Annotated in this window: 19 protein-coding genes and 1 tRNA gene; 8 read left to right on the forward strand and 12 right to left on the reverse strand. The window is 64.4% G+C overall.

Going from position 1 to position 19,610, the window contains the following annotated elements; translation table 11 throughout:
• The first annotated feature begins 1 nt into the window (after position 1).
• The 4 genes from EPO34_04770 to EPO34_04785 are packed head-to-tail and all read left to right on the forward strand — an operon-like array spanning position 2 to position 2,719.
• Positions 2-451 carry a prepilin-type N-terminal cleavage/methylation domain-containing protein gene (locus EPO34_04770; protein ID TAK03346.1) on the forward strand — a complete coding sequence of 150 codons (450 nt, stop codon included), beginning with the start codon at positions 2-4 and terminating at the stop codon, positions 449-451.
• The gene (locus EPO34_04775) at positions 411-1,841 is read left to right on the forward strand and encodes a prepilin-type N-terminal cleavage/methylation domain-containing protein (protein TAK03370.1); all 1,431 of its coding nucleotides are present in this window, start codon (positions 411-413) and stop codon (positions 1,839-1,841) included. The genes EPO34_04770 and EPO34_04775 overlap by 41 nt, the downstream gene beginning before the upstream one ends.
• Position 1,842: 1 nt before the next feature.
• The gene (locus EPO34_04780; protein ID TAK03347.1) at positions 1,843-2,337 is read left to right on the forward strand and encodes a hypothetical protein; all 495 of its coding nucleotides are present in this window, start codon (positions 1,843-1,845) and stop codon (positions 2,335-2,337) included.
• Positions 2,330-2,719 (forward strand): hypothetical protein, encoded by a 390-nt coding sequence (locus EPO34_04785; GenBank protein ID TAK03348.1) that lies wholly within the window; start codon positions 2,330-2,332, stop codon positions 2,717-2,719. The genes EPO34_04780 and EPO34_04785 overlap by 8 nt, the downstream gene beginning before the upstream one ends.
• Before the next feature lie 40 nt (positions 2,720-2,759).
• Here EPO34_04785 and EPO34_04790 read toward each other — a convergent pair whose 3' ends face one another.
• From EPO34_04790 to EPO34_04845, 12 genes are all read right to left on the reverse strand, one after another.
• Complete coding sequence (locus EPO34_04790; protein TAK03349.1) at positions 2,760-3,803, reverse strand: type IV pilus twitching motility protein PilT; 1,044 nt, start codon at positions 3,801-3,803, stop codon at positions 2,760-2,762.
• Between the two features lie 12 nt (positions 3,804-3,815).
• A complete protein-coding gene (gene rnc, locus EPO34_04795) occupies positions 3,816-4,505 on the reverse strand; it encodes a ribonuclease III (protein TAK03350.1) in 690 nt (229 codons plus the stop codon).
• A 19-nt stretch (positions 4,506-4,524) separates the two neighbouring features.
• Positions 4,525-5,028, reverse strand: coding sequence for a transcription antitermination factor NusB (nusB, locus tag EPO34_04800; GenBank protein ID TAK03351.1), 504 nt, complete (start codon positions 5,026-5,028; stop codon positions 4,525-4,527).
• A gap of 57 nt (positions 5,029-5,085) precedes the next feature.
• The gene (locus tag EPO34_04805; protein TAK03352.1) at positions 5,086-5,367 is read right to left on the reverse strand and encodes a 50S ribosomal protein L32; all 282 of its coding nucleotides are present in this window, start codon (positions 5,365-5,367) and stop codon (positions 5,086-5,088) included.
• Between the two features lie 192 nt (positions 5,368-5,559).
• A complete protein-coding gene (locus EPO34_04810; protein TAK03353.1) occupies positions 5,560-6,615 on the reverse strand; it encodes a hypothetical protein in 1,056 nt (351 codons plus the stop codon).
• A gap of 32 nt (positions 6,616-6,647) precedes the next feature.
• Positions 6,648-9,131, reverse strand: a complete 2,484-nt coding sequence (gene gyrA, locus EPO34_04815; GenBank protein TAK03354.1) for a DNA gyrase subunit A — start codon at positions 9,129-9,131, stop codon at positions 6,648-6,650.
• Between the two features lie 3 nt (positions 9,132-9,134).
• Positions 9,135-9,521 (reverse strand): hypothetical protein, encoded by a 387-nt coding sequence (locus tag EPO34_04820; GenBank protein ID TAK03355.1) that lies wholly within the window; start codon positions 9,519-9,521, stop codon positions 9,135-9,137.
• Positions 9,522-9,523: 2 nt separating this feature from the next.
• Positions 9,524-10,147 (reverse strand): hypothetical protein, encoded by a 624-nt coding sequence (locus tag EPO34_04825; GenBank protein ID TAK03356.1) that lies wholly within the window; start codon positions 10,145-10,147, stop codon positions 9,524-9,526.
• 135 nt (positions 10,148-10,282) lie between these two features.
• Positions 10,283-10,359 (reverse strand) — tRNA-Ala (locus tag EPO34_04830).
• A gap of 175 nt (positions 10,360-10,534) precedes the next feature.
• Positions 10,535-11,032 (reverse strand): metal-dependent hydrolase, encoded by a 498-nt coding sequence (locus EPO34_04835; protein TAK03357.1) that lies wholly within the window; start codon positions 11,030-11,032, stop codon positions 10,535-10,537.
• Between the two features lie 356 nt (positions 11,033-11,388).
• Entirely contained in the window at positions 11,389-12,066 is a 678-nt protein-coding gene (locus tag EPO34_04840) for a hypothetical protein (protein ID TAK03358.1), read from the reverse strand.
• 143 nt (positions 12,067-12,209) lie between these two features.
• Positions 12,210-13,517 carry a hypothetical protein gene (locus tag EPO34_04845; GenBank protein ID TAK03359.1) on the reverse strand — a complete coding sequence of 436 codons (1,308 nt, stop codon included), beginning with the start codon at positions 13,515-13,517 and terminating at the stop codon, positions 12,210-12,212.
• Positions 13,518-13,803: 286 nt separating this feature from the next.
• Between EPO34_04845 and EPO34_04850 the strand changes: the two genes are divergently transcribed.
• The 4 genes from EPO34_04850 (at position 13,804) to EPO34_04865 (ending at position 19,608) form a co-directional block, all read left to right on the forward strand.
• Positions 13,804-14,928: a S1 RNA-binding domain-containing protein gene (locus EPO34_04850; GenBank protein TAK03360.1), complete on the forward strand. Its 1,125-nt coding sequence runs from the start codon at positions 13,804-13,806 to the stop codon at positions 14,926-14,928.
• A gap of 39 nt (positions 14,929-14,967) precedes the next feature.
• Entirely contained in the window at positions 14,968-16,791 is a 1,824-nt protein-coding gene (locus EPO34_04855; protein TAK03361.1) for an ATP-dependent metallopeptidase FtsH/Yme1/Tma family protein, read from the forward strand.
• 27 nt (positions 16,792-16,818) lie between these two features.
• On the forward strand, positions 16,819-17,799 hold the full coding sequence (locus EPO34_04860) for a hypothetical protein (GenBank protein TAK03362.1): 981 nt from the start codon (positions 16,819-16,821) through the stop codon (positions 17,797-17,799).
• Positions 17,800-17,895: 96 nt separating this feature from the next.
• Positions 17,896-19,608: a type II/IV secretion system protein gene (locus EPO34_04865; GenBank protein ID TAK03363.1), complete on the forward strand. Its 1,713-nt coding sequence runs from the start codon at positions 17,896-17,898 to the stop codon at positions 19,606-19,608.
• The last annotated feature ends 2 nt before the right edge of the window (positions 19,609-19,610 follow it).

A 19,610-nucleotide genomic window follows, 5' to 3' on the forward strand; every position in this document is an offset into this window, starting at 1 on the left:
TATGCCGAAGGGATTCAGCCTGGTGGAGACGATGATCACGGTCGCCCTGCTGCTTGCGCTCGTGGGCGGCGGCGGGATCCTTTCCGCGCGCTATCTGCGCGGGCGGTACGTGCGCGCGAGCGCCGAGACGCTCCTCTCCGAGCTGCGCGCGGCCCAGGGCGAGGCACGCGCCCAGCTGGGCGACGCCGCGCACGGGGTGAAGGCGTTCCCGGACCGCGTGGTGCGCTTCACGGGCGACTCCTACGCCGCGCGCGCGAGCGCGAGCGATGTCACCACCGCCTTGCCTGCCGCGATCGCGATCGAAGGCGCGGACGAGGCCGTCTTCCCCAAAGGCGGCGTCGCGCCCGCCTCCCCCGCCACCTTCACCTTCTCCGACCCGCATCTGACCGTCGACGTCGCCGTTTCCGCCTATGGACTCATCACGCTCACGCCGCGGCCAATCAGCGATTGAGGTGTTGGTGGCCCTCGCCTTGCTGGGCATCTTCGCCACGGCGAGCGCCGTGCTGCTTTCGACCGCCGCGTTCGAGAGCCGCGTCGCGGGGATGCGCGCGCGCGCGAACGCGCTCCTGCAGGAAGGGTTCGAGGCCGCGCGCCAGGTCCGCGACCAGGATTTCGACCTGCTTGCCGACGGCCCGCACGGGCTCGCGCTTTCCATGGGGATCTGGTCGTTCGCGGGCACGGAAGACGTGACCGACGGCCGCTTCCACCGCGCCGTGACGGTCGCCGACGCCGGAGCGGGCATGAAGGACGTCACCGTGTCCGTATCCTGGACGCCCGTCTCCGGCCGCCCTCTTTCGCTCTCCGGCGTGACGCGCCTCACGGACTGGCGGCTCGCCGACACGCCAACGGGCAGCAACTGCTACGATACGCTCGCCACCGGCGACTGGACGCATCCGGTCTCGATCGGGAGCGCGGACCTGGGTCCGGGCAACGCCGGGACGGACGTGGTGGTGCGCTACCCGTACGCGTTCGTGAGCGGCGTGGCGTCGAGCGCGAACAAGCCCGACCTGTTCGTCTACGACGTGTCGAACCCGGCCTCTCCCCAGCTCATCAAGTCCCTCGACATCGGCTCGGACGGGATCAACGCCCTCTCGCTCTCCGGCGATTCCCTCTACGCCGCATCCAGCAACGACGCCAAGGAGCTGATGGTGTTCGATACCGCGACGCCAGCCACGACCGCGCTCATCGCCACGCTCAACCTTTCCGGCGACGCCGACGCCATCACCGTGCACGCGGTAGGCGACCTCCTGGTCGTGGGCCGTGCCTTGAGCTCCGCCTCCGAGGTGGTGTTCTACGACGTGGCGAACCCGGCCTCCCCGTCGGGCCTCGCGTCGTTCCAGGTGGCCGACGCGGTGAACGACTTCGCCAACAGCGAACAGTACCTGTTCGCCGTGAGCGACTCCGAAACCGAGGACGTGACCGTGTTCGACATCACGGACCCGCTCGTGCCGGCCTGGGCCGCCACCTACGACCTCCCGGACGGCAGCCCGGACTTCAGCGTGGCCTACGAACCGCCCGGCACCCTGTTCATCGGCAACGCGGCGAGCCAATTCGTCACCGTGGACGCCTCCGACCCGCTCGCCATGCAGATGCTCTCGGCCACCGGCACCGGCGGCGAAGTGCGCGACATGGCCTGCCTGACCGGGAACCTCCTGTTCATCGGCACCAACAACTCCACGCAGGAGTTCATGATCCTCGACATCGAGGACCTGGAGGCGATCGGGCAGTATTCCAACCTCAACTTCCCGCAGGTGGCAACGGGCGTGGACATCGCCAACGGCCTCGTATACGTGGCCGTGCGCAGCAACGACGCGCTGCGCATCATCGGCCCCGGGCCCTGATATGAAGGCCTCCACGAAAAACGGGGGGTATTCCCTCATCGGCGTCCTCCTCTACGTGGCCATCGCCTCGGCTTCGCTGTTCGCGCTCGCGAGCCTGTTCCGATCCGGGCTTGAGACCAGCCAAGACGTGCGGGGCGCGCTCGACCTGCGCGAGGCCATGTCGTTCGCGCTCGACCGCGTGCAGGAACGCCTCGAAGAGGCGGGTGCCGTCACCACGCCGGGCAGCGGCACGAGCGAGACCCTTTCCATGGACGCCCCGGATCCCTCCGACGCGCCCGTGACCTTCTTCGTCTCCGCCGGGCGGCTCATGCTGCAGCTGGGCGCGCAGGAAGCGCAGCCGGTGACCCCGGAGGACGTCACGGTCACGGCGTTCACGGCCGAACGCCTGGCCGGATCGCCCGCGTCCGTACGCGTCACCCTCTCGCTCTCGCGAGGGGCAATCCCGATCCCCGCCGCGCTCACCTCTTCGGTCATCGTCACCTTGCGCTATGACTAGGCAGGACGGCTACGTGATGCTCATGAACGTGCTCGTGGTGTCGGTCACGCTCATCACCGTGTCCGCGGCCGTGGCGCTCGCGCTCGCGCGCGGCGGCACCCGCGGCCCCGTGACCGAACGCTCGCGCGCGGCGCAACGCCTGGCCGAGGCGTGCGCCGAAGTGGCGCTCTACGAGCTCCAACAGAGCCCTTCCTACGCCGGGAACGAGACCGTGACGATCGGCGGGCTCCCCTGCACGATCCGGCCTGTCATCGCCGGGCCGCCCTTGCGCCTGCAGGCGGAGGCGACCGCCGACCAGGAAACCTACCGCATCGAGATCCAGGTCGACGACCCGCAGGGCGTGGGCATCGGGTCGTGGAAACGCGTCGCGACCTTCGACTGAAGACTCCCGCCCTCTTGGGCGGGAGTCTTTCCCTTGGGATTCAGCGCCGGCGGCGCGTCCGGTCGCCCGTCCCGAGGTACGGCGCGACGGCTTCCTCCTCCACGAGCCCCTCGTCCACGAGGTCTCCGAGCGCCTTTTCCATGGAAATCATCCCGTCCGCGCGGCCGGTCTGGATGGCCGAGGCGATCTGCTCGACCTTGTTCTCCCTGATGAGGTTGCTTACGGCCGCATTGTTGACCAGGATCTCGCGCGCGGCCACGAGCCCGCCCTTCTTGGCCGGCAACAGCGTCTGGGCCACCACGGCGCGCAAGGAGAGCGAAAGCTGCTGGCGCACCTGTTCCTGCTGCGGGCCGGAAAAGCTGTCCACGATGCGATGGACGGCCTGCGCCGCCGACGAGGTGTGCAGCGTGGAGAAGACGAGGTGCCCGGTCTCGGCCAACGTGAGCGCCGCGGCGATCGTCTCGGGATCGCGCATCTCGCCCACCATGATCACGTCCGGATCCTGGCGTAAGGCGCGCCGGAGCGCCTCGGCGAAGCTCGCGGTGTCGGTCCCCACCTCACGCTGCTTCACGAGCCCTTTCCCCTGCGGGAAGACGTATTCGATCGGGTCCTCCAGCGTGACGATGTGGCCCCCGCGGCGCTCGTTGATGTCCTGCAGCATGGAGGCGAGCGTGGTGGACTTGCCCGTGCCGGCCGGCCCCGTGATGATGACCAGCCCGTTGGGAAGGTCCGTGAACGCCTGGATGCTCTCGGGCAATCCCAGCTCCTCGTAGCTCGGGATCTCGTGTGGGATGAGCCGCGCGGCGAAGGCCGGACGCCCCTGCTCCACGTGCAGGTTCACGCGGAAGCGCGCCTGCGCGGTGTCAAACGCGAAATCCTCCTCGTGGGAGGCCGTGAACCGCTTCCAATGCGCCTCGCCCGCGATCTCGCGCGCGAGCGTCTCCACCGCCTTGCCCGTGAGCTCCGGAGCCTTGAGCGGCACCAATTCCCCGTCCACGCGCAACATCGGCGGGTGCCCCGCCGCAAGATGCACGTCCGACGCTTTCCGCTTGACCGCCTCCTTGAGGAGAGCCTCCATCCCCATATCGGTCCCATCTTACCACCCTTTCGCCTTGATGGCCGCCTCGGCCGCGGCGACTTGGGCTTCTTGCTTGCTCGTGCCCATGCCGGAGGCGATCAGGTCTTTCCCCACGAACACGCCCACCTCGAAGTTCTTGGCGTGGTCGGGTCCCGCCTCGGAAATCACCTTATAGTTGGGCGTGACGCCCAGCTTTTCCTGCGCGGCCTCCTGGAACCGGCTCTTGGGGTCGACGTACAGGCGGTGCTCCAGGATGTTGGGGAGCTCGGAAAGCACCGTCTTGGTGACGAACGTCTTGGCCGACTCCCAGCCATGGTCGAGGTAGATGGCGCCGATGAGCGCCTCGAAGGCGTTCGCCAGGATGTAGCGCCGCGCCTTGCTGCCCGCGTCCTTGCTTTCGCCGCGCGAGAGGAACAGGTGCTCCTCCACGCCCAGGCGCGCGCAAATGCCGGAAAGCATGTCGGCGTTCACGAGCGCCGCGCGCCAGTTGGTGAGCTCCCCTTCGGGGTTCTCGTAATTGGCGTACAGGTATTCCGTGACGACCAGCTCGAGCACGGCATCGCCCAAGAACTCCAGGCGTTCGTTCTGCCCGATCGGGAAATCCGGATGCTCGTTCAGGTAACTGCGGTGAACCAGCGCTTGGCGCAACGTGTCCTTGTCCTTGAACGTCACGCCCAAGGCTCGTTCGAGCTTTTCAAGTTCAGCCATAGTCTCATCCAGTCGTCCATTACTTTTCCTGACCACCCGCCATAGCTCCATCAGGAGCGGCGGCGGGCTTCACCGGACTCGCCTTATCCACCTCCTTGATCTCCCCTTTGGCGATCATGTCCTTGTAGATCGCTCCGAGCACCCCGTTCACGAACCGTCCCGACGCTTCGCCGCCGAACCCCTTGGCAAGCTCGATCGCCTCGTTGATCGCCACCTTGCTCGGCACCGTCTTCGAGAACTTGAGCTCGTACACGCCTATGCGCAAGACGTTGCGGTCGACCACCGTGATGGTCTCCACCGGCCACTCCGGCGCGAAGGAAGTGATGATGCCGTCGATGTCCGCGATGCGCGCGAGCACCCCTTCCACCAGTTCCCTGATGAACCCCTCGTCCTCGAAGTTGGGCGCGAACTCCCCCTTGCAGAACGCCATGATCTCCGGCACGCGTTCCATGGGCTTGCCGTTGAAATCCCACTGGTACAGGGTCTGCATGGCGATGGTCCGCGCGAGATGGCGATTGGACATAGGATGAGGGGATTGTAACAGAAAGACGCTGATCCTGTCAGACCAGCGCCCTCTCCGTTACGTGTGATCGTGGCCTTCGTGCTCATCCTTGGCCTCGGCCTTGGCCGTCTTCTGGGCGGCCGGGGCGGCGGCGCGGGCCTTTTTGACGAGACGCTTTGCCGCGCGCGTCTTGTCGACGACGATGCGCCCGCCATAGCTGCCGCAGCCCTTGCAGGCGCGATGCGGGGCCACGGGCGCCTTGCAATTCGCACAGGTGGCAAGGGTCACCTTCTTCATCGCGAAATGCGCGGCGCGGCGGCGCTTATGCGATGAAGTCCGACGATGTCCAGGAAGGCCCATAGGAAGGGAAAATCAATGCGCGGATGGTAACAAAGGCGTTCCCGTACGTCAACCCATCCTTTATAAAAACTTGAAAACTTGAAAACTTGAAGGACCAAAGGTCCATGAAAAGGACGAAGGGATAAAGGATGAAATATCAACCTTCATCCTTCAACCTTTCCGTCACCCTTTGGTTCTTCAAGATTTGGTTCTTCAAGTTTTCGTCTCAGACGGGGCCTTCCAGACCTCCCGGCAGAACGGCACCGGGTCGCTTCCCAAGGTCTCGATGCGCCGGGCGTTGCTTTCGAACAGCTTCATGTGGGTGGTGAGCCCGTGCAGCAGGTAATGCCGCTCGAGCCAGGTGGCGTGGAAGCAGTCGATCATGAACATGCGCATCCCGTTCACGAACTCCTCGAAGGACATCGGGTATTTCGACCGGTACGCGGCGAGGAACAGCTGCGCGTGGCGGATGTTCCGTTCCTCCAACCCGTCGTCGCAGCAGTTGATGAGCACGCTGCGCGCGAGCTCGAACGCGCGCGGGCCGAAGCTGACGCGCTCGAAGTCGAACACCTGGCTCACGCGCCCGTCCGGGGCGAGGAACACGTTCGTGTAGATGAAATCGCCGTGCAGGAGATGGTAGGGGGACAGGGGAAAGTCCTGCGGGGTGAGCGTGTTGGTCGCGACGAACGCGGCTTTGCGTTCGAGCACGTCGGCCATGCGCCGCTCCACGCTCCCGAGCGGCTTGCGCCGGTTGAGCGCGTGCATGAGCTCGGCATACTCGAGCTCGAACGCGTCGCGGTCCCACATCCATCGCACCTGGAACGTCCGGCGCGCGACGTCGCGGCCGGAAAGGTGGATCTGCGCGAGCGTCTCCCCGAGCGACACGACGGTCGCGTCGCTCATGGTGGCGGGATCCGCCTTCGCCTCCTCGACGTAGGGGAACAGGCTGTACCAGTAGTTGTCGAACCAGAACGCCGTGCGCCCGAACGCGTCCTTTATGGGGAGCACGACCGGCACCCCGTGGCTCGAGAAATACCGCTCGGCGAACTTGATGTCCGGCACCCATTGGCGCAGGTGGTTCTGGTACTGCTTCAAAAAGAAACTTCCGGCGCTCGTTCGCAGCCGGAAGTTCTGGCACGTGTATCCGCCATGGACCGGTTCGCACGCAAGGACCGGCCCCAACGAGAACAGCTCATGGAGCCGCTCAGAGAGTCCCTCCAGGCGCATTGGGGTTGATCCCGGCATACAGGTCGGGCCTGATGCAGCCATTAGGCCCGGCGTGCCCCGGACGTGTCAAGGGCCTACACCACCGTGCTCGTGGCCACCGTGTCGTTCTCCTTCTTGAAGCGCATCACGCGCACCCCTTGAGTGGAGCGGCCGAGCACGGCCACGGAGGAGAGCGGCGAGCGGATCACCTGGCCGGCGGCCGAGATCACGAACAGGTCGCGGTCGTCCTTGGCGCTTACGACGCACGCGGCGACGATGGGGCCGGTCTTCTTCGTGACGGCCGCGGTCTTGATGCCCGAGCCGCCGCGCCCCTGCACCTTGTACTCGGTGACGTCGGTCTGCTTGCCGTAGCCGTTTTGCATGATGACGAGCAGGTGCAACAGCCCGGATTTCTTGGCCGCGCCCTCGTCGATCACTTCCATTCCTACCACCAGGTCGCTCCCCTTGAGCTTGAGCCCGCGCACGCCGGCGGCCACGCGTCCCATCGGACGCACGTTCTTTTCGGAGAAACGGATGGACTGCCCGTGCGAGGTGACGAGCATCACGTCGTCCTTGCCCGTGGTGGGCTTCACCCACTCCAGGTTCTCGCCGTCCTTCAGCTTGATGGCGATGAGGCCGCTCCTGCGCACGTTCTCGTACGCGGAGAGCTCCGTCTTCTTGATCGTCCCCTTGTTGGTGACCATCAGGATGTATTTCATGTCTTCCATGCCGTCCATGGCCATGGCGGCGGACACGTTCTCGCCCGGGGCGAGGGAGAGGAAGTTCACGAGCGCCTGGCCCTTGGCCGTTCGGCTGGCCTCCGGCACGTCGTAGGCCTTGAGCTGGAACACGCGTCCGCGCGTGGTGAAGAACAGCAGGTCCTTGTGCGCGGTCGTCGAGAACATCTGGTCGATCTCGTCCTCCTCCTTGGTGGTGAGGCCGGCGACCCCCTTTCCGCCGCGCAGCTGCACCTTGAAGGTGTCGGGCGGCAGGCGCTTGATGTATCCGCCGGAGGTGATCATCACGACCGTGGCGTTGTCGGGCACCACGTCCTCCATGGAGAACTCCTTCACCCCGTGCTTCACGATCTGGGTGCGGCGGGGCGTGGCGAAAGCGGCCTTGATCCCCTTCACCTCTTCCGCGACCACGCCGAGCATGCGCTTCTCGCTCTTGAGGATCGCCTCGAGCTCCTTGATGAGCTTCGTCTTCTCGTCGTACTCCTGCTCCACGCGCAGCCGCTCGAGGTTGGCGAGCTGTTGCAGGCGCATCTCGAGGATGGCCACGGATTGCGGGTCGGTGAGGCGGAAAAGCTTGATGAGGTTGAGCTTCGCCTCGTCCTTGTCCTTGGACTTCTTGATGGTGGCGATGATCTTGTCGATCTGGAGCATCGCGATCTTCAGCCCTTCCAGGATGTGGGCCCGGTCCTGCGCGCGCGTGAGGTCGAACTGGGTGCGTCGGCGGACGACGACTTTGCGGTGCTTCACGTACTCCTCGAGGATGTTCTTGAGGGAAAGGATGCGCGGCTGGATCCCATCGACCAACGCGAGCATGTTGAAATGGAAGGACTCCTGCAGCGGCGTGGTCTGGTACAGGCGGTTGAGCACGTTCTTGGGATACGCGTCCTTCTTGAGCTCCACGACGATACGGATCCCTTGCTTGTTGCTCTCGTCGCGCAGGTCGCGGATCCCTTCGAGCTTCTTGTCGCGCACGAGGAAGGCGATCTTCTCAAGGAGCGCGGACTTGTTCACCTGGTACGGGATCTCGGAAACGATGATGGAGAAATTCCCCTTGGCGTCTTCCTCGATCTCGGCCTTCGCGCGCACCACCACCCCGCCTTTGCCGGTCGCATACGCGGCCTTCAGTTCCGATCCGCCGTACACGATGGCGCCGGTCGGGAAATCGGGACCTTTCACGAATTGGAGCAGGTCATCCACCTCGCAATCCGGATGCTCCATGAGGTGGAGCGCGGCGTCGCACACCTCGCCCAGGTTGTGCGGCGGGATGTTGGAGGCCATGCCCACGGCGATCCCTACCGTGCCGTTCACGATGAGGTTGGGAAGCTTGCCGGGAAGCACGCGCGGCTCCTTGTGCGTGCCGTCAAAATTCGGCATGAAATCCACCGTCTCCTTCTCGATGTCTCCCAAAAGCTCCTCCGCGATCGCGGTGAGCTTGGCCTCGGTGTAGCGGTACGCGGCCGCGCCGTCGCCGTCGATGGAGCCGAAGTTGCCCTGCCCTTTCACGAGCGGGTCGCGCAAGGAGAACTCCTGCGCCATGCGCACGAGCGACTCGTACACGGCGGAGTCCCCGTGCGGGTGGTATTTGCCCAGCACGTCTCCCACCACCGTGGCGCACTTCTTGAACTTGGCGCCGGAACGCAGCCCGGTCTGCCACATGGAATACAGGATGCGGCGGTGCACGGGCTTGAGCCCGTCGCGCACGTCGGGGAGCGCGCGCCCCACGATCACGCTCATGGCGTAATCGAGATACGACGTTTCCATCTCGGACACGATGTTCTGCGGGGCGATCGTGCCGATGTTCATTTCCTCCGGCGTCAGTTCGCGTTCTTCCTTCTTGGCCATAGCTTACGGGGTCGTCGTTGCGGGTGAATCATGCGTCGGTGCCGACGCGGCTTCCGCCGGGAGCGCCAAGGAATCCTTCATGGCTTGCGCCGCTTTCTGGAGGAGCGCGTCTTCCGGCGGAGGTTCCGTCGTCGCCGGCTCTGGCGCCGGAGCCGGCTTGAACGCCTGGCGCATCGCCTCGCGATCCGCGGCCGTCTTGTCGGCGATCTCCTGCGCCGCCCTAGAGGCCTGGACGAGCCCCTCCTGCGCCGCCGCGAACCCTTCCTGCAGCGAGCGCCCGACCGTCGCGACCCATCCCACGGCGATGGCCGCCGACACGAGCACGACGCAAGCCGCAATGATGCGGCGCGTCCTGGCAGGGATGGGGCGGACGTAGACGTGGTGAGGCATACCTATCTCGTCAGGACCACAAGCAACATGTCCTCCTGCGGGAGGTCCTTCTTGGTCACCTTATACTTGCCGGTCTCCTCCTTGCGCGCGGCGCCGAGCGCCTTCACGAAGACCGAGAGGTCGTCGAGCTTCTCCTTGAGGCCGTCCACGGCATAGGTCATGGGAATCACCACGCGCGGTTCGACGGCCGCCACCAGCTCGGCCGCCTTCTTGCCGTCGAGCACGCGCCCTGCGCCCACCGGCACCATCAGGATGTCCACCTTCTGCAATTTCTCGAGCTCCTCATTGGTGAGCTCGCGGTCAAGGCTCCCGAGATGCGCCACGACCATATCCTCGCTCTCAAGCCGCGTGATGAGCGTTGTCCCGGACTTCGTCGGAGCCGCCGTACAATACGCGAACACCCCTTTCACCTCGAACTCGCCCGGCATGTCCACCACGAACGGATGGTTGCCAAGCGACGCCGTGTTATCCGCCCCCTTCCCGCTCACGGTAACCATGTGCGCCTCCATGCTGCGGGTACGCAAACCCGTCGATGGATCGTACGGGTCCATCACGACGGTCACTTCGCCCACGCTCGTCTTCGTGACGATCTCAAAACAGCTCAATCCATGCCAGGAAATCTGCATATTTCAACCGAATCGGAGGGTCATTCCAGGCAAAATCTTACCATGGGGATGGTGTGGAAACAAGGGCAAAAACCCTCGGACGAACCGAGGGTTTTTGCATCCCGGGCCCGAGCATATGCTCGGCCCCCTCTCAGGTGGTGGATCCAGCGGGAATCGAACCCGCATCTCGGGGTGGCAAACCTCGCGAGGTTAGCCATTACCTCCATGGACCCCTGATCCAGCCCGGGATTTTTCGTACAAAAAACTCCCCGATGGCCCGTTTAAGCCGGAAGGGAGTCCCTTGTTGCCACCCCGATGGGTCCTGACTCGGACCTCGCAAGGTTGCGTGTATTTAATCACGGAAACGGCTTTTTGTCAAAGCCTGTTCTGTGGAAAACTAGCGGGCGGTCAGGCCACTGCGGACCGCATTACCCAGTCGCTCCTCAACTTGATGCAGGCGGCCACAATGATGGCAATTTCCGCCAAGAACGTCCAATGAAGCAAGAAACTCCATACCCAGAATGCCTGCGTAGCTGGAACCGTTACGAGAAAAGACACCTTGTCTGAAAAAGGGTATAGCCAAGCGATACCGCCTACGAATGTGTCGAGAACAAAGTGGAGCATTATGTTTGAGAACACGATGCCAACAATCACCATCGCCTTCCGATTCCTCAAGAGGAGGGCGAGCGAGGCACAGACCCCCAAAATGGCGAGCCAGACGATCGGCACATGCGTCCAATATTCATGATGGAGCGTTTGACGATGATCGATAAAATAGAAATATAAGATGTCGATGTCGGGAAAAATGCTTGCCACTAACCCGATCCAAAGGAACGAACGAACCTTTGTCCTATCCTGGATCCAACGTGTCAGCAAATAGCCGGCAGGCAAATGCGCGATGAACATACTTCAGCTGCGTCGCTGGTCCGACCTATACATCCAATATATCATCAGGACGATTGGATAGAGTGGAAAGAAAAGTACGAGCGCATCGAGAAGCTGGTTGCGAGGACTACTTCTATCATTGAACAGGCTTAAGCAACCAATGCACGAATCCGTGTTTACTCCCGCATCAAAATAAAAAGGAAGCGGCCACCCCCATTGTCGTTGATCCTCCTCACAAAATTCAAAACGACATGGCTTTGGATATCGATGCTGCGAATCGACGCGCTGCTCGACCACCAACGTCGCATACGTTCCGAACCAGGCCAAAACGGCTGTCAGCCCCAAAAGCCACCCGAGTTTTTTGAGTTTCATTTTCGTCACAACCCCTCCCCGAACGTGTCCTTCCAATACTCGATTTCCTTCTTCACTTCCTCCAATTCCGGATCCTGCTCGGTGACCGAAAACCCTTCGCGAAAACGCTCCACCTTTGAGAGGATCTCATCCTTCCATTTGGGGTCCTTGTCCGCGAGCGCCTCGAGCTCGTCGATCTTCGCCTTGATCTCTTCGGCATGCTCCTGCCACTTCGCCACCAGCTTCTTGTACTTCTCCGACAAAGGATCGATCGCCTTCGCCATCTCCTCGCGCACGTGGTCGGCCGCGTCGAGCAACCCGTCTTCCACCTGATAGCGCTCCGGGCCCGTGAACTCGGTCTCGAACAGGTCGCTTCGGACGATCTCGACGAGCGGGACGCCGGCGTCCAGATGCTTCTTGAGCTTCGTACGCACGTTCTCGTCCACATGCTCGAGCACGAGCGCGAGGCGCGTATCCTCCTCGAGCTTCCCGGCCATTTCCTGGCTGGCCTTGCGATGCGGATACTCGGCCATGCCCGTTTGCGCGAGCGCGGCCTCGATTTCCTCCTGGGAGGCGTTCTCGTTGCCGAGCAGCTCGGCATGCCGCTTGAGCGCCTGCGCCTTCACCTCCGGCGGGACGGAGGGGACGATGTGGTCGATGGCGATCTGGAACTCCTTGAGGATCGAGGCGTGAGGATGGGACATAACGGATTGGTTTGAAGGGTGGGAAGGGTTTGAAGGGAAAAACGGAGACAGGAGGATTATCCACCACCCTTACGACCCTTACAACCCTTCAGACCCTTCCCAATGAAAAAGCCGCCCATGTTCCCATGGACGGCCAGACACACTCACGCGGCGACGAGCGTCGAGCGCGGCAGCGGCTTGGCACGGACCACCGTCCCCCATTTCGGACGTGCCACCGCATCACGGTCTTGGATCAGGAGGTCCCCGTCGTCGGACCTGTACATCACGACCGGCGCCGGGGCGCCGAGCAGGTCCCACGCGCGCGCCGCGCCCTTCGGGAGCAACTCCGGGAACAGCGTGGCGAGAGCCAGCCCTTCGCGGGGGAACAGGGATTCCTCCATCGGCGACAACGACTCGATCGCGACCGAAGGGTCCACTCCCAGGTAATTTCCCCCGTCGTCACAGAAGATCCAGTACGGGTCCGACCCCTTCATCGGATACCCCTCTTCCAGGTCGTCTTCCCACATGTCGCTCAGCCAGTCCGCCTTCGCGGCCACCGCCGCGTCGATAAGCGGGACGTCCGGGAGCACGAGCGCCACGTACCGATACCGCAACATCCACGACAGCGGGATGTCCGGGATCGGCGGCACCTTGGCACGCAGCGCCTCCAGGCTGCCGCGCTCTCCCTGACGCAAGGCCTGCGGCGCGCACGCCGCGAACGCCGCATGCATCCGCCTGATCAACAGGTCGGACAGCTCCTTGTCGACGTACCATTCCCCGCCGCACAAGATGCCGCGCCGCTTTGGCATGAGCATCAATGGGCGTGCGACGGGCGGCGTTCGCGTCTTCGCCCGCTTGGGAGGCTTCCCGAGCGCGCTCACGACCGTCGGGCTGGCCACGGAGGGCGGGGCGACCGTCCTCCCCGGCTCCTTCTTCGTGGGCTCCGGAACGGTCGGGAGGCGGGACGCCACGGGGGGCGCGACGCGGGGGGGAAGCACCTGACTGATCATGATCGCGGGATCGGTGGGGACGTCGTCGAACCCATCGTCCAGCGACACATCGAATCCCTCATCCAGCGCCTGCATCTCAGGATCGGTTGGAACATCCTCGAATCCCTCATCCGGCTGGGACTCGGCGTGCGCGCTCACTCCCCGCGCCGTCGTCGGCTTGGGGTCGACATGGGGCGCCGAGTCAGCGGCGATGTCCGGCTCGGGCGCCGTGAAGCGGATCTGCGACGGAACGGGAGAGGGCGGCGTCTTTTCGTCAAACCCGTCCTCTTCGATCGGCTCCGTGTCCGTGACGGGTGCCGTGAAGCGGACGGGAACGGGCGGCTTCGGGACGATCGGGAACGCCGGAGGCGCCTTCGACTCCGCCTGCCGGTATCCCGCAAGAAGACGCAGGTTCTTTCGCACGTCCCTCCAGATGAGGAGGAGCAACGTCGTGTGCATGAGAGCGATGAAATACAGTGACATGCGACTCCTCGATTGTGAAGGAATGGGATACGGGGCCGCCGTATCGGGTTTTTCACGCGAAAAACATCTTAAGCTAGCCGATTTTGAGTGCCCTGTCAAGCGAAACACCTGAAAGAGGGCTGATTCTTGCCTAATTCCGGCCCTTCCGCTACACTCGCCTCACTTATTAACTCTTAGCACCGATGGGACCAGAGGCATGAAGGCCGCAGGCGAGAAGGCATGAGGGTATTTCCCTGAAGCCTTGTCCGCCTAAAGCCTGAGGCCTTCGCTCCTCCCGGAACACGCTATGTCCACGATGCAGAACGCCGCCTCCAAGTCCCCCGAGCTCGCCAAGCTCCTCGAGGAGGGGCCGTACTTGAACATTCCCGCCACCGGTGACGTGGTGAAGGGCAAGATCGTCACCGCCAGCCGCCGCGAGGTGAAGGTGGACCTTGGCGGCATCCTCACGGGCGTCGTGCGCGGGCGCGAGCTGTTCGCCGAGTCGTCCGACTACGCGAACCTCGCCGTCGGCTCCGAGGTGGAGGCCACGGTGATCGACCTCGAGAACGAGAACGGCGAGATCGAGCTTTCCTTCCGCTTCGCCGGCCAGAAGAAGGCGTGGGAGGAGCTGAAGCGCCTGTTCACGACCGGCGAGCCGGTGGAAGGCCGCATCCTCGAGGCCAACAAGGGCGGATTGCTCGTGAAGGTGGGCCACGTGACCGGCTTCCTGCCCGTCTCCCAGCTCTCCCCGGAGCACTACCCGCGCGTGTCCGGCGGCGACAAGAACAAGATCCTCGAGAAGCTCAAGACCTACGTGGGCAACGGGCTCGACGTGAAGGTGATCGACGTGAACGAGGCCGACGAGAAGCTGATCGTCTCCGAGAAGGCCGTGTGGGAGGAGAAGCAGAAGAACGTGCTGGCCAAGTTCAAGGTGGGCAACCGGGTGACGGGCGAAGTGACCGCGCTCGCGGACTTCGGCGCGTTCGTGCGCTTCGACGCGCTCGAGGGCCTGGTGCACATCAGCGAGATCGCCTGGCAGCGCATCGACCACCCGCGCGACGTGCTCAAGGTGGGAGCGCTCGTGGACGCCGAGATCATCGGCATCGAGGGAAGCAAGATCTTCCTGTCCATGAAGAAGCTGATCGAGGACCCCTGGAAGAACATCGGCGCCAAGTACAAGGTGGGCGACGCCGTCGAGGGCACCGTCCTCAAGGTGAACCCGTTCGGGTTCTTCGTGGAGCTGGATCCGGAAATCCACGGCCTCGCGCACGTGAGCGAGCTGTCCGAGACCCCGGTCGCCGACATCAACGCGCTCGGGAAGCCCGGCGACAAGATGACCTTCAAGATCGTCTCCATCGAGCCCGCCGAGCACCGCCTCGGCCTCTCCATCAAGGCCCTCACGGCAAAGCCCGAGGAGAAACCGACCGAATAATTTGATCCTTCAAGTTTTGGTTCTTCAAGTTCTCATCGCATGAAGCCCCTCGTCAAAAACCTGTTGCTCGCCGCCCTGGTCGTGACGGTGCTCGGTGCCGCGTTCTCCACCTACACCCTCGGCACGGACCGTGCCGAGGAGGTGGGGTTCGGGACGCTCGTCGAGCGCATCCAGGCCGGGGAGGTGAAATCCATCGACGTGACGGGCGACGACGTGACCGCCACGCTCAAGGATGACAAGAAGGTCGTTTCCCGCAAGGAGCCCGACGCCTCGTTCGCCGAGGCCGCGAGCCGCTACGGGGTCACCGCGGACGAGCTCAAGGCCGCGCACGTGAACGTGAAGAGCGAATCGGGGCGTTCCCTGCTCCTTTCCGCCTTCTTTTCCACCGTGCCGCCGCTCATCGTGATCCTGGTGGTGTTCTGGTTCATGGCGCGCCAGATGCAGGGCGCCAACACCCGCGCGATGACGTTCGGCGCCTCCGGCGCGCGCGAAGCGGCCCCGCAAGGCAAGAACCGCGTCACCTTCGCCGACGTGGCGGGAGCGCGCGAGGCCAAGGAGGAGCTGTCCGAGATCGTGGAGTTCCTCAAGAACCCGGGCAAGTTCGCGGCCCTCGGCGCCAAGCTCCCCAAGGGCGTGCTGCTCATGGGCCGCCCGGGCACGGGGAAGACCTTGCTCGCCCGCGCCGTTTCCGGCGAGGCCGACGTCCCGTTCTTCCACATTTCCGGCTCCGAGTTCGTGGAGATGTTCGTGGGCGTGGGCGCCTCCCGCGTGCGCGACCTGTTCGCGAAGGCCAAGAAGAGCGCGCCGTGCATCGTGTTCATCGACGAGATCGACGCCGTGGGCCGCCAGCGCGGCGCGGGCCTCGGCGGCTCCCATGACGAGCGCGAGCAGACGCTCAACCAGATCCTGGTGGAGATGGACGGGTTCGACCCCAACCTCGGCGTCATCGTGGTGGCCGCCACCAACCGCCCCGACGTGCTCGACCCGGCGCTCTTGCGCCCGGGCCGCTTCGACCGCCGCGTGACGCTCGACCTGCCGGACATCGCCGAGCGGGAAGCGATCCTCGCGGTACACGCCAAGAACAAGCCGCTCGCCTCCGACGTGGACCTGCGCCGCGTGGCGGAACGCACCGTCGGGTTCTCCGGCGCGGACCTCATGAACCTCTTGAACGAGGCGGCCATCCGCACGGCCCGCAACGACCGGGTCACGGTGACGCAGGAAGACGTGCTCGTGTCCATCGAAAAGGTGATCCTGGGACCCGAACGCAAGAGCCGCGTCCGCAACGACCAGGAAACGAAGGTCGTGGCCTACCACGAAGCCGGCCATGCGCTGGTCGCCCGGATGACGCCGGACTCGGATCCGGTCCATAAGGTCTCCATCATCGCGCGCGGGTCGGCAGGCGGCTACACCCTGAAGCTTCCCACCGAAGACCGCCACCTCACGCGCCGCGCGGAATTCATCGCCGACCTGGCCGTGGGCCTCGGAGGCTACGTCGCCGAAAAGGAAACGTTCGGCGACGTCACGACCGGCGCGTCGGACGACCTGAAGAAGGCGTCGCGCCTTGCCCGCGAGATCGTCACGCGCTACGGCATGAGCGAAACGCTCGGGCCGGTCGTGTACGGGGAGCCGGACGAGATGGTGTTCCTCGGCCGTTCCATCCACGAGAACCGCAACTACTCGGAGAAGACCGCCGAACACATCGACGCCGAAGTCTCAAAGCTCGTCCATGGCGCCATGGAGGCCGCGCGTGCTATACTCACCAAAGAAAAAGGGCGTCTCGACAAGATCGCGGACACCCTTCTCAAGAAAGAGACCATAGAGAAGGACGAGTTCGAAGCGCTGTTCGCCCAGAACGCGGCTTAACCAACCGACGACCCATAGTGGAGGACTATGGCTGCCAAGCCCACCCCGACGTATCGCCCCTTGCTGCGCGAGGCCCTTCGCCTCACGTGGGAGCGCAAGTCGCTGTGGGTTTTCGGTCTGTTCGCGAGCCTCCTTTCTACCGGCGGGATCGTGGACGTGGGCGCGCGTGGCCTGCGCCGGGTAGAGGACGGGAGCGACCTGTTGCTGAACGTCGTGAACGATACCTTCACCGGGGCCGACACCTTCGGCGCGTGGATCCGCCAGGTGGAGCTGCTCGAGCCCGGTCGCGTCACCCTCACGGTGACCGCCGCGTTCGTGCTGGTCCTCGCCGCGCTCGTGGCCGCGTTCCTCTCCCAGGCCGCGCTCATCCGGGGTCTCGCCTGCACGGACCCGCAGCCGTTCCATCACCACATGCGCGAGGGCCGGCCATTCTTCTGGCGCCTGGTGTGCCTCACCCTCGCCGGCAAAGCCGCCCAGGGGGTGCTCCTGCTCATGGCGTCCCTCCCGCTCGTCCTCGTCGTCGCGCGCGGCACATACGCGGACGGGCTCCTGTTCGTCGCCTGCTTCCTGATCGCCTTCCCGCTGTCCATCATCGCGAACCTCGTCACGGCGCTCGCGGTGATTGACGTCGTGCGCGACGACCGGAGCGCGGCACATGCCCTCTTGCACGCTGCGGGCCGCTTTGCCGGCCACTGGCTCGCCGCGCTTGAGCTGGGCGCCGTGGCGTACCTCGCGATCACCGGCCTTTGGGTGATAGGCGGGGCGGCCATCATCCTCGCCTCCTTGCCCTACGGCGCGCTCGTGGCGCTTGCCCTCTATCTGGGTTCGCCCGTCCTGTTCGGCCTCGTGACCGTGGCGTTCGGCATCGTCGTGGGCGCGATCGCCTTCGCGGCCATCGGGGCGGCCACCACGCTCCAATATGCCGTTTGGCTGCGATATTCCCTTCGCGCCGAAAACAGGCGATCCCCCCTGGTCGCGAAACTCGAGAGGCTCTGGCGGAAGTGGTAGCAAAGCCATAGAATGCAAGGCATTAGGCCGCAGGCGTGAAGGCCGCAGGAAGTCCCTGAAGCCTTGTCCGCCTGAGGCCTGAAGCCTTTTGTTGTTATGGAGACACAAAGCATCGAATCCCTGCTGAAGAAGACCGGGGCCGCCACGGCCGCCGGTGGCGTCGTAGAGGGGAAATTCGAGGAGAAGATGCATGAGATCCGCCTGCGGGAAAAGGAAGAGGAAACGCAGAAAACTGCGGCGGCGACCGGCATCCCCTATGTGAACCTGAAAGGGTTCCCCATCTCCCCGGAGGCGATCTCCCTGATCCCGCGCGAACAGGCCAGCGCCCTCAAGGCCATCTGCTTCCTGTATACGGGCGCCGACGTGCGCCTCGCGAGCGTCACCCCCGAGGACCCGGCCGTGAAGGAACTGCTCTATCAGCTTGAGGAACGCCTCGACGCCAAGGGCGGCCTCTATCTCATCTCCGAGGAGAGCTTCCGCATGGCCGACAAGCTCTACGACGCGCTCCCCAAGGTGCGCGCCATCGTGAAGGGGGTGAAAGTGACGGATGAGGAGCTGGCGCGGTTCCAGTCCGAGCTCAAGGGCTATGCCGACATCGCGCGCGTGCTCGGGAAGGCCTCGGTCACCGACGTGCTTACGATCGTGATGGCCGCGGCGTTCGCGTTCGGCACGAGCGACGTGCACATCGAGGCGGAGGAGAAGGGCGTGGCCGTGCGCCTGCGCATCGACGGCGAGCTGCAGGACGTGGCCACGCTCCCGCACGAGATGTGGAAGAAGCTCATCGCGCGCGTGAAGCTGGTGAGCGGGCTCAAGATCAACGTCACCGAACGGCCCCAGGACGGACGTTTCACCATCTTCCTCAAGGGGGGCGACACGGACGTGCGCGTATCGAGCATCCCCACCAATTGGGGGGAATCGGTCGTGATGCGCCTGCTGAAGCCCACCTCCATCGCGGTCGATTTCGCCGCGCTCGGGTTCCGCGCGCCGGTGGGCGCCAAGCTCGAGCGCGAGATCGGGAAGCCGCACGGCATGGTGATCACCACGGGCCCCACCGGAAGCGGCAAGACCACCACGCTCTACGCCATCCTGCGCAAGCTCAACACCGCGGACGTGAAGATCATCACGCTCGAGGACCCGATCGAATACAAGCTCGAGGGGATCAACCAGTCGCAGATCGACCAGTCGAAGAACTACACCTTCGCCTCGGGGCTGCGAAGCATCCTGCGCCAGGACCCCGACGTGGTGATGGTGGGCGAAATCCGCGACCTCGAGACGGCCGAGGTGGCGATCAATGCCGCGCTCACCGGCCACCTGATGCTCTCCACCCTGCACACCAACGACGCCTCCGGCGCGCTCCCCCGTTTCATCTCCATGGGCGTGAAGCCGTTCCTCATCGCCCCGGCGCTCAACGCCATCATCGGCCAACGCTTGGTGCGCAAGATCCACGAGGCGTGCAAGGAGCCGTTCACGCCTCCGAGCGAGCAGATCGAGACGGCCAAGAGGATCCTCGCGAACCTCCCGGCCGCTTCCGGAGAAACCGTCCCTCCACCGGAACAATGGAAATTCTTCCACGGCAAGGGGTGCGACGCGTGCAACGGCTCGGGCTTCAAAGGTCGCGTGGGCGCCTACGAAGTGCTCGTGATGGACGACACGATCCGCGAAGCGCTCACGGAGACGCTCTCGGAATACAAGGTGCGCGAGCTCGCCAAGACGCAAGGGATGGTGACGATGCCCCAAGACGGGATGCTGAAGGCGCTCGACGGGCTCACCACCATCGAAGAGGTGCTGCGCAACGTGGGCGAAGGATAGGG

The organism is Patescibacteria group bacterium, assembly GCA_004297215.1.
Classification (GTDB): domain Bacteria; phylum Patescibacteriota; class Patescibacteriia; order UBA9934; family GWF2-40-263; genus 2-01-FULL-63-20.